General features: G+C 69.5%; 6 protein-coding genes and 1 pseudogene. All 7 read left to right on the top strand.

Going from position 1 to position 8,698, the window contains the following annotated elements; genetic code table 11:
- Window positions 1-226: 226 nt before the first annotated feature.
- Entirely contained in the window at window positions 227-778 is a 552-nt protein-coding gene (locus QSK21_RS34925; protein ID WP_285702028.1) for a hypothetical protein, read from the top strand.
- A 1,048-nt stretch (window positions 779-1,826) separates the two neighbouring features.
- Window positions 1,827-3,751: pseudogene (locus QSK21_RS34915) on the top strand (CocE/NonD family hydrolase).
- Complete coding sequence (locus QSK21_RS34910) at window positions 3,748-4,647, top strand: ABC transporter substrate-binding protein (RefSeq protein WP_285702026.1); 900 nt, start codon at window positions 3,748-3,750, stop codon at window positions 4,645-4,647. Before QSK21_RS34915 ends, QSK21_RS34910 begins: the two are co-directional and overlap by 4 nt.
- A 42-nt stretch (window positions 4,648-4,689) precedes the next feature.
- Window positions 4,690-5,661, top strand: coding sequence for an ABC transporter ATP-binding protein (locus tag QSK21_RS34905; RefSeq protein WP_285702024.1), 972 nt, complete (start codon window positions 4,690-4,692; stop codon window positions 5,659-5,661).
- Window positions 5,658-6,395, top strand: a complete 738-nt coding sequence (locus QSK21_RS34900; protein WP_285702023.1) for an ABC transporter permease — start codon at window positions 5,658-5,660, stop codon at window positions 6,393-6,395. The genes QSK21_RS34905 and QSK21_RS34900 overlap by 4 nt, the downstream gene beginning before the upstream one ends.
- Complete coding sequence (locus QSK21_RS34895; RefSeq protein ID WP_285702021.1) at window positions 6,396-7,298, top strand: ABC transporter permease; 903 nt, start codon at window positions 6,396-6,398, stop codon at window positions 7,296-7,298.
- Window positions 7,299-7,512: 214 nt separating this feature from the next.
- Entirely contained in the window at window positions 7,513-8,319 is an 807-nt protein-coding gene (locus QSK21_RS34890) for an SAM-dependent methyltransferase (RefSeq protein ID WP_285702019.1), read from the top strand.
- Window positions 8,320-8,698: the final 379 nt, after the last annotated feature.

The following is an 8,698-nucleotide window of genomic DNA, read 5'->3' as shown; positions in this document are numbered from 1 at the left end:
GCCGACGCCGCTGAGGCCGGCATCAACCGCATCTGCCAGGACCAACAGCTCGCATGGTCCTTCCTGGCCCACACCGGACTGGAAATCCACCCTCCAACACCACACAACTAACGAAAAGCTCAGTAGATCAGCCTGGAGCCGTAGCGCCGTCGGATGGCGCGGCGAGCCCGGTAGGCGGGCTTCAGCTCTCCGTCGACCCCCAGCCCTCTACCGGCAAGGAGTTCTCGTGCACCTGCGTCTTTCGCGTACACCGCTACTAGCCACGGTCGTCGCAGGTGCGGTCGCTCTGGGGGCGTGTTCCGGCGGCGTGGACGAAGGGTCCTCGACAGCGTCTTCCGGCAATCCTGAGGGCACGCGATCCGCCGCCGAGTCGGAGCAGACGAACGGCTGCCACCCCGAAATGCACTCCGGTGAGCTGCCGACGTGGGCGCGCAGCGGGTTCTCCGAAGACGCACGGGTGACGTACGTGCTCGGTGAGCGTGGTTTGATCGCCGGGGTGGTTTTCGGCCACCCCCTGCACGTGCCACCGGGGAACGCACGACAGAACAAGATTCTCTGGGTCGCGAAAGAGCGGGGTTCCGGCGGGGCCGGGTCGGCAAAGGACGCGCAACTGAAGATCACCGCAGTACCCGCGGACGGAGGGCAGGCGGTCGAGCGTGTGGTCGAGGGCGGTCCCGGGCCGTCCATCATCGACATGCCGAAGACCGGATGCTGGTCCTTCACACTGCGCTGGGGAGGGCTGACCGACACCCTCGACCTGTACTACCAGGCGGCATGACACACCTTGTCGCCTCCATGGCCGCCGGCGCCCTGTGTCCGCTGCGTGACCCGGACGCGCTTTCGTCGGACGAGGATGGGACCAGTACTGGGTGAACGCTCGAACTCCCCGTATGCCAGCGGTCCCGGCTGAGGAGACACTCGCGGCCATGCCGATGTGGCGTTTCGGCAGCCTCGCCACGAGGCCATTGCGCGGACGACGGCCTCCCCTTTCATCAACAATGGCAGAGAAGAGCCCGACCTCCCAAGTCGTCGGGCAGCCCGGCAAGCCTGCGACCTCATGCGCGTCGGCGGTTTTCAGATTTGGATAGGTCTTCGGATCCGCAGGCATGCGCAGCGTCCACACCAAGCCCCCAGCTACAGCCACCGAGATCGAGATCACTCGACAAGATCGACTCGATGGCTCCCGAAGCACCGGCGGGGCGCATAGAGCGGCGTGCTTTCCGGCACCCACACCGCCCATCGACTACCTCGTGGGACTGGTCAAGGCCGAGCCGTCCGTGTGAAGCATCGGGCCGCGTCAGGAACCGTCGCCGGGTATGCCGAGCGCACGCATGAAGTCGGCCAGGCGGACGCACGATCCTGAACGCCATGCCCCGCCGTCCGGATCGGAATCGGCTCGGATCTCGGAGATCCGCCGCCAGGGCACGGGACCCGGATTTCGGTCATCCGGGGGCGGGTGGCGCAGCCCCCTCGAATTGCTTCGCTGACCTGGTCGAAAAGGGGCCCTGTCCGTCACCCTGACCGCCTCTCCGCACGTACGGCAGGACGTCCGGCGACCCTCTGTCCCAACGGATCACTTGACATTCACATGACATGCGGGGGTTTGGTATGTCCGGAACAAGGTGGCAGAGTACTCCGATATTCGATGTAGCCAGCATTCATTCGAATAGGAGTTATGCGTGCCTTGGCCGGAGGAGACGGCGTCGGACCGTGACGTAGCGGGACGGAACGGGGGTGGCGCCGCCGGCGAGGCGCCTCCGGTCCGCGTGTTACGGCATGTGTGGATCCCGCTTGAGGACGGCACCAGGCTCGCCGCCCGGATCTGGATGCCCGCGGGCGCCGAGGCCGAACCGCGCCCGGTCATCCTCGAGTACATCCCGTACCGCAAGAACGACGCCACGGCCATCCGCGACAACAGCCTGCACGCGCGGTTCGCCACGGCCGGGTACGTGGCCGTCCGGGTGGACATGCGGGGCAGCGGCGACTCCGACGGCCAGATGCAGGACGAATACGCCCCGCTGGAGCTCTCGGACGGGGCCGAGGTCATCGAATGGCTGTCCAAGCAGCCGTGGTGCGACGGCAACGTCGGGATGATCGGCAAGTCGTGGGGAGGCTTCAACGGGCTGCAGATCGCCGCGCTGCGCCCGCCCGCGCTCAAGGCGATCGTCACGGTCTGCTCGACCGACGACCGTTACGCCGACGACGTCCACTACACCGGCGGGGCACTGATCGCCTCGGAGATGCTGCCGTGGGCGTCGACCATGTTCGCCTACAACGCCCGTCCGCCGGACCCCGCGGTGGTCGGGGACGGCTGGCGCGAGCAGTGGTTCCGGCGGATGGCCGAGACCCCGCCGTACGGCCAGGAGTGGCTCGCCCACAGGCGCGCGACGCGTACTGGAAGCACGGCTCGGTCTGCGAGGACTACAGCGCGATCGAGGCGGCCGTGCTGGCGGTCGGCGGCTGGTACGACTCGTACTGCGGGGCGGTGCTGCGGCTCCTGGAGGGACTGGACGCCCCGGCCCGCGGTCTGATCGGGCCGTGGGCGCACAACTATCCTCACCAGGGCGTTCCTGGACCGGCGATCGACTTCCACGAGGAGGTCGTCCGGTGGTTCGACCACTGGCTGCGGGGCCGTGACACCGGCGTGATGGACGAGCCCGCGCTGCGCGCCTGGATGCCCGAGTGGGCGGCTCCGGGCACCGACACCGAGGAGCGTCCCGGACGCTGGGTCGCCGAGGACTCCTGGCCCTCGCCGCGCATCGAGTACCGCCCGTATCCGCTGGCGGGCGGCGTCCTGGGAGCACGCGCGGACGACGAGGACGCGCCGGTGCCGCTGCGCAGCGATGTGGCGATCGGCGCGTACGGCGGTAGCTGGCTGCAGTTCGGCGACGTCGCCGGGCAGTTCATGGCGCAGGGCGCGGACGACGGCCTGTCCCACACCTACACCTCGTCCCCGCTGGACACGCGCGTCGAGGTGCTCGGGCTGCCGGCGGTCACCCTGCGCGTGTCGGCCGACCGGCCCGCGGCGCTGCTGGCGGTACGGCTGTGCGACGTGGCCCCGGACGGCTCGTCCCGGCTGATCACCCGCGGCCTGCTCAACCTCACCCACCGGGACGGACACGAGCACCCGAACCCGCTGGAGCCGGGCGTCCCGTACGAGGTGACGGTGCCGCTGCTCCCGACCGCGCACGCGTTCGGCTCCGGGCACCGGATCCGGGTCTCGGTGTCGGCCTCGTACTGGCCGCTGGCCTGGCCCTCCCCCGAGCCGACCACGGTGACCCTGCTGCCCGGCGGCCCGTCCGCGCTGCACCTGCCCGTGCGTCCGGCCCGTGCCGAGGACGCCGACCTGCGCCCGTACGGGCCGCCCCTGCCGGATCTGCCCGCCCCTCTCACGCGGCGGCTGTCGGAACCGGCGCGGACGATCGAGCACGACACGGTGCGGGGGCGGATCACCATCACCCTCGACCAGGGCGGCGAGGACTTCACCGACCTCACCGACGGCGCGTACCGGCGGGCGGGCGCGGTGGACCGGTTCTCGCTGACCGAGGGCGACCCCAGCGCCACGCTGGTCGAATGCGAGCGGACCGAGGAGATCGGCCGCGGCGACTGGCACACCCGGATCGTGACCTACAGCCGGATGACCGCCGACGCGACCTCGTTCTCGCTGAGCGACAGCCTCACCGCCTACGAGGGCGGCGAGCAGGTCTTCCACCGGACCTGGAACGCGACAATCCCTCGGAGGGGCGTGTGACGAACCGCCGGACCTTCCTCGCCGGCGGGCTGGCCGTCGCGGGCGGCGCCGCCGTCCTGGCCTCGGCCCGCTCGGTCGCGGGCAGCGGGCCCACCATCAAGGTCGGCTCCAAGCAGTTCACCGAGTCCTGGATCATGGGCGAGCTGTACGCGCAGCTCCTCACCGCCCAGGGCTTCCATGTCGTGCTGAAGTCCAACATCGGCAGCTCGACGATCATCGACCGGGCCATCGTCAGCGGGGAGATCGACCTCTACCCCGACTACACCGGGGTGATCCTCCAGTCGATCGCGCTGGCCGAGAAGCTGCCGCCCACGGCCGAGGGCACCTGGGCCGAGGCCAAGCGGTTCGAGGAGACCAGGGGCCTGACGCTGCTGGAGAAGACCCCGTTCCAGAACCGCAACGCGGTGGCGGTGCGGAGAGCCGACGCCGAACGCCATGGGCTGCGCACGATCGCCGACCTGGCCAAGCTCGGGGACGTCCAGTACGCCGAGTACCCGGACAACATCACCGGGCCGTTCGGCTACGAGGCCCTGGTCAAGTCCTACAAGCTGCCGCGGCTGAAGGTCAGGCCGCTGAACATCGGGTTGCAGTACCCGGCGCTGGAGTCGGGACGGGTGCAGGCGGCCGACGTCTTCACCACCGACCCGCAGCTACGCCGGTACGACTTCACGATCCTGGAGGACGACCTGCACATCTTTGGTTTCCAGAACGTGGCGCCCGTCGTCCGGCTGCCCATCCTGCGGCAGTACGGGGCCCGCGTGTCCGGCCCGCTGAACCGGGTGAACGCGCTGCTCACCGAGCCGGCCATGCAGGCGTTGAACGAAGCGGTGGCGATCTTGCGGCTCAGCCCGGCCGAGGTGGCGCGCCGTTTCCTGCGCGCCAACCGGCTGATCTAGCGCGATGGTCCGGCCGACGACGACGCGAAGGGACGAGAACCGATGACAAGCGAAGCCGCCGAGATCGTCTACGACCGGGTGACGAAGGTCTACCCCGGCGCGGCCGGGCCGGCCGTGGAAGAGCTGTCGATGACGGTGCCGGCCGGGGAGATCTGCGTGCTGCTCGGCCCGTCGGGCAGCGGCAAGACCACCGCGCTCACCATGGTGAACCGGCTGGTCCAGCTGACCTCGGGGGACATCCGCATCGACGGGACCGGGGTGGGCGAGCACGACGTGATCGAGCTGCGCCGCCGGATCGGGTACGTGATCCAGCAGGTCGGGCTGTTCCCGCACATGACGATCGAGGAGAACGTGGGCACCGTTCCGCGGGTGCTCGGCTGGAAGCCCGGCCGCATCAGGGACCGGGCGAACGAGCTGCTGGAGCTGGTCGGCCTGCCGCCCGGCGAGTTCGGCCGCCGCTACCCGGCCCAGCTGTCGGGCGGGCAGCGGCAGCGGGTGGGCATCGCCCGCGCGCTGGCCGCCGACCCCCCGGTGATGCTGATGGACGAGCCGTTCGGCGCCCTGGACCCGCTCACCCGCGAGCACATACAGGACGAGTTCCTGCGGCTGCACGCGCAGGTCCGCAAGACCACGCTGTTCGTGAGCCACGACATCGACGAGGCCGTGCGGATGGCGGACCGGATCGGGATCCTGCGCGAAGGCGGCAGGCTGGCCCAGTACGACACGCCCGAGCGGATCCTCACCGCGCCCGCCGACGACTTCGTCGCCAGGTTCGTCGGCGCCGACCGCGGGCTCCGGGCCCTCACCCTGCGCCGACTGTCCGACCTGCCGCTGGAGCCCGCGGACGGGATCTCAGGGGAGCCGCTCGGCTCGTCCGAGACGCTGCGCACGGCGCTGGCCGCGTTCATGGCCTCCGGCGCGGACCGGCTGCCGGTCGCCGACGGCGATGGGCGGGTCATCGGCGCGGTCACCCTGGACATGCTCAGGACCCAGACGAGCGAGCGGGCCCGATGACCGCGTTCACCATCGTGGCGGCCACGGCGCCCGATCCGGTGATCCCGGACTTCGGACAGGCGAGCGACTGCGTCTCCGACAACGGGTTCTTCTGCGTCGACTGGTTCACGGCGAACTGGTCGAGCGTGTTCTGGCCCGCCCTGCTGGAACACGTCCGGCTGACCGTCATCGCCGTGGGGATCGGCTTCGTGCTGGCGTTCGCCGCGGCGCTACTGGCGCACTTCAAGGGCCGCCTGGAGGCCCCGTTCGGCGGGCTGGCCGCGTTCCTCTACACGATCCCGCCGCTGGCGTTGTTCGAGCTGCTGGTGCCCGGCACCGGCGTCTCCATCCTCACCGTCGAGATCGCCCTGGTCGCCTACACGCTGATGGTGCTGTTCAAGAGCACCCTGGCCGGGCTGCGCGAGGTGCCCGCCGACGTCCGGCGGGTCGGTGAGGGCATGGGGCTGACCCGTATGCAGATCCTGCTGCGCATCGAACTGCCGCTGGCCGTCCCGTCGATCCTGGCCGGGCTCCGGGTGACCACGGTGACCACGATCAGCACCGTGGAGATCGCGGCGTTCATCATCGACCAGGGGCTGGGCTCGCCGATCCTGCAGGGCCTGCAATCCCCGTTCACCACCCAGTTCGTCGCCGCGGGCGCGCTGGCCGTCGCGCTGGCACTGGCGGCGGACGGGCTGATCGTCGCCGTCGGCCGGCTGCTGAGCCCGTGGGCCGCGATCCCCAGGGAAAACTGAATGGACACCTTTCTCGACAGCTTCGGCTTCATGGCGAGCAATCCCGGGCTGCTGCTCGGCAAGACCGGCTCGCACCTGCTGCTGTCCGCGACGGCCTTCGCGCTGGCCGCGGTCATCGCCGTGCCCCTCGGAATCTGGCTGGGTCACCTGGGACGCGGCGGCTTCATCGCGGTCAGCGTGTCCAATGTGGGCCGGGCCCTGCCCAGCCTGGCGCTGATCGCGATCTTCCTCGGGCTGCTGGGCATCGGGTTCGCCAACGTGCTGGTGGCGCTGACGATCATCGCGGTGCCGCCGATGCTGACCAACGCCTACCTGGCGATCGAGCAGGTGGACCGGGACCTGGTACGGGCGGCGCGCGGCATGGGGCTCACCGCACGGCAGATCCTCTTCCGCGTGGAGCTGCCGCTGGCGCTGCCGGTGCTGTTCACCGGGATCAGGATCGCCGTGGTGTACGTGATCTCCAGTGCCACGCTGGCCGCGGTCGCGGGCGGCGGCGGGCTCGGCGACATCATTCATCAACCAGGTCTCCTACGGCCTGTCCGGCGTGATCGCCGCCGCGCTGTGGGTGGCGGCGCTCGCCCTGATCGCCGACGCCCTGTGCGGCGGCCTGCGCACGTTGCTGACACCTCGTGGCGTCCGCCACCTGCGTACCGAAGACGCCGCCCGCAACTGACCCGGTCACGTGGCGGGTCTGGGGCACCGCCGGTGCCGCCGGGCACCGGCGATCGCCGCCCTGCTCCCCCACGTCCGGTCAGTTTGAGGGACACCGCCGTTTCCGTCCTGAACGCGGAGACGGCGCGCCCCGCGCGGCGCCACCTTGCTCACGCCGTAGGCGGAGCTCGAAGCGCTGTGGCGCATATCGCGCCAGGAGGTAGCGAGCCGTCCGGTCATCGGGATAACTGAGCGTGCGGACCACTCACATGGTTGCGGCCCAAAACAGGATCCGCCCAGACGGCTCGCACGGCATCCGCAATACGGCGAAGTCGCCGCCCATGGCGCCGGGGTCCAGATGCCGACCGAGATCGACCCCTTTGCGCAATAAGGTGGCGCCCGCCACAACTGCCGCGTTAAGTAGGGATGATCGCCAGCACCCGAACGAAAGCGAACGGCCAACGCCATGACCGAAGAAGCCCCCGGCCACGACACCGACTCGATCAACACGCAGTATCCGCAGTCAGCACGGGTCTGGAACTACTGGCTGGGCGGCAAGGACAACTACGCCGTCGACCGCGAGGCCGGTGACCAGTTCTGTGAGGTGTTCCCGGGAATCGTCGACATCGCCCGGGCCTCGCGCGCCTTCATCGGTCGCGCGGTCCGGTACCTGGCAGGGGAAGCCGGCATCGACCAGTTCCTGGACATCGGTACCGGCCTGCCCACCATGGACAACACCCATCAGATCGCCCAGCGGGTGAACCCAGCGGCCCGCATCGTGTACGTCGATAACGACCCGCTGGTCCTGGCACATGCCAGGGCACTGCTGACCAGCACCCCCGAGGGCGTGACCCGGTACCTGCACGCGGACGTCCACAACCCGGGCACGATCGTGGAAGGCGCAGCCGAAACACTGGACTTCGACCGGCCCATCGCGGTCATGCTGATGGGCATCCTGGGACACGTCGGCGACTACGATGAGGCCCGCTCGATCGTGGGGGAGCTGATGGCCGCGGTCTGCTCGGGGAGCTATCTGGCACTCAACGACGGCACCGACACCAATCCCGTCTACAGCGCGGCCACCGACAGCTACAACCAGAGTGGCGCCGTCCCCTACATTCTCCGCAGCCCAGCGATGATCGCCGGCTACTTCGAGGGACTGGAGATGGTCGAACCCGGCCTGGCGTCGCTATCGCAATGGCGTGTCGAAGCCACCGTCTTCGGCCAGCCCGAGCCGGTCGACGTTTACGGAGCAGTGGCCCGGAAGCCCTAGAACCTTCCCGTGCATCCTCTCTCCCTTGCGTCGGCATCTCCGACTCGCACGGCATCGTGGTCGAAGGAGTCGTGACGAAAGCCCTCGTGTGACGGGGCTCCCGCATCACCTTGCGGAAGGCGGGTCCTTATAAAGGGTGGGTGGTGGGCGGCCGTGCGTGCCACTCCGGACGAATGCTTCTTGAACCCGGGCGCGATGACCCGAAGAGCGACCGTACGCCCCAATGAGATCATGGAGGTCCTGAACCCGGCGGTGACCTGGAAACCACCAACCCACGACCTGGCGCGCCCGACAGACATCGCCACGGACGGCTTCCGGCCAACATTCCGCTCATCTTCGCCTGGGACAGCGCCGACAGCCTCCGGCGACTGTCGGAGGC

Source organism: Actinomadura sp. NBRC 104412, from assembly GCF_030269515.1.
GTDB lineage: Bacteria > Actinomycetota > Actinomycetes > Streptosporangiales > Streptosporangiaceae > Spirillospora.
The sequence above is the reverse complement of the archived record's forward strand: the minus strand, read 5'-3'. Positions and strand labels throughout refer to the sequence as shown.

Excerpts from the sequence above, each read along its gene's own strand:
- QSK21_RS34890 (WP_285702019.1), top strand. The coding sequence starts at position 7,513 with ATGACCGAAGAAGCCCCCGGCCACGACACCGACTCGATCAACACGCAG.
- QSK21_RS34905 (WP_285702024.1), top strand. The coding sequence starts at position 4,690 with ATGACAAGCGAAGCCGCCGAGATCGTCTACGACCGGGTGACGAAGGTC.
- QSK21_RS34900 (WP_285702023.1), top strand. The coding sequence starts at position 5,658 with ATGACCGCGTTCACCATCGTGGCGGCCACGGCGCCCGATCCGGTGATC.
- QSK21_RS34895 (WP_285702021.1), top strand. The coding sequence starts at position 6,396 with ATGGACACCTTTCTCGACAGCTTCGGCTTCATGGCGAGCAATCCCGGG.